This is a genomic window from Massilia sp. CT11-108, from assembly GCF_047302915.1.
GTDB lineage: Bacteria > Pseudomonadota > Gammaproteobacteria > Burkholderiales > Burkholderiaceae_D > Telluria > Telluria orientalis.
In genome coordinates, this window is the sequence record NZ_JBKYMO010001217.1 from 1 (window position 1) to 491 (window position 491).

General features: G+C 68.6%; 1 protein-coding gene and 1 pseudogene. Both read right to left on the minus strand.

The genetic code is table 11. The features are described from left to right. Positions 1–117 (minus strand): annotated as a pseudogene (locus tag ACEN88_RS34075) (EamA/RhaT family transporter); the annotation flags it as partial. Positions 118–193: 76 nt separating this feature from the next. Beyond that, positions 194–491: helix-turn-helix transcriptional regulator (locus tag ACEN88_RS34080; RefSeq protein WP_413346797.1), on the minus strand; the 298-nt coding region annotated here is incomplete at its 5' end.

A 491-nucleotide genomic window follows, 5' to 3' on the forward strand; every position in this document is an offset into this window, starting at 1 on the left:
CAGCAGCACGAGAAAACAGGGCAACGCGAGCGCGAAGCGCAGCGCGGTGGCCGTGAATGGCGGCAGGCCGGCGGCGGCGATCTTGCTGGCCACGACGGTACTGCCGACGAGCACCATGGCCAGCGTCAGGTACAGGTAACCCAGGGTTTTAGCGGACACGGCGTTCTCCTCGTCATCGACATGGGAACGCAGGTTAGTCCTCGTGTGCGCGCCGGTATTGAACGAAATTGCAGGCGTACGCGCCGGGCGTGATGCCGTAGGTGCGGATGAACAGGCGCGTCATGTGGCTCTGGTCGGCAAAACCGCTGGCGGCGGCCGCGTCCGCCAGCGTCGACCCGCGCGCCAGCAATGCACGGGCCGCGTCGATGCGGCGCTGGATCAGGTAGGCGTGCGGCGTCAGCCCCGTCGCCCGCGCGAACTGCCGCACGAGCTGGAAGCGGCTGAGCCCACAGGCTGCCGCCAGGTCGGCGAGACTGGGCGCGGGCGATGAT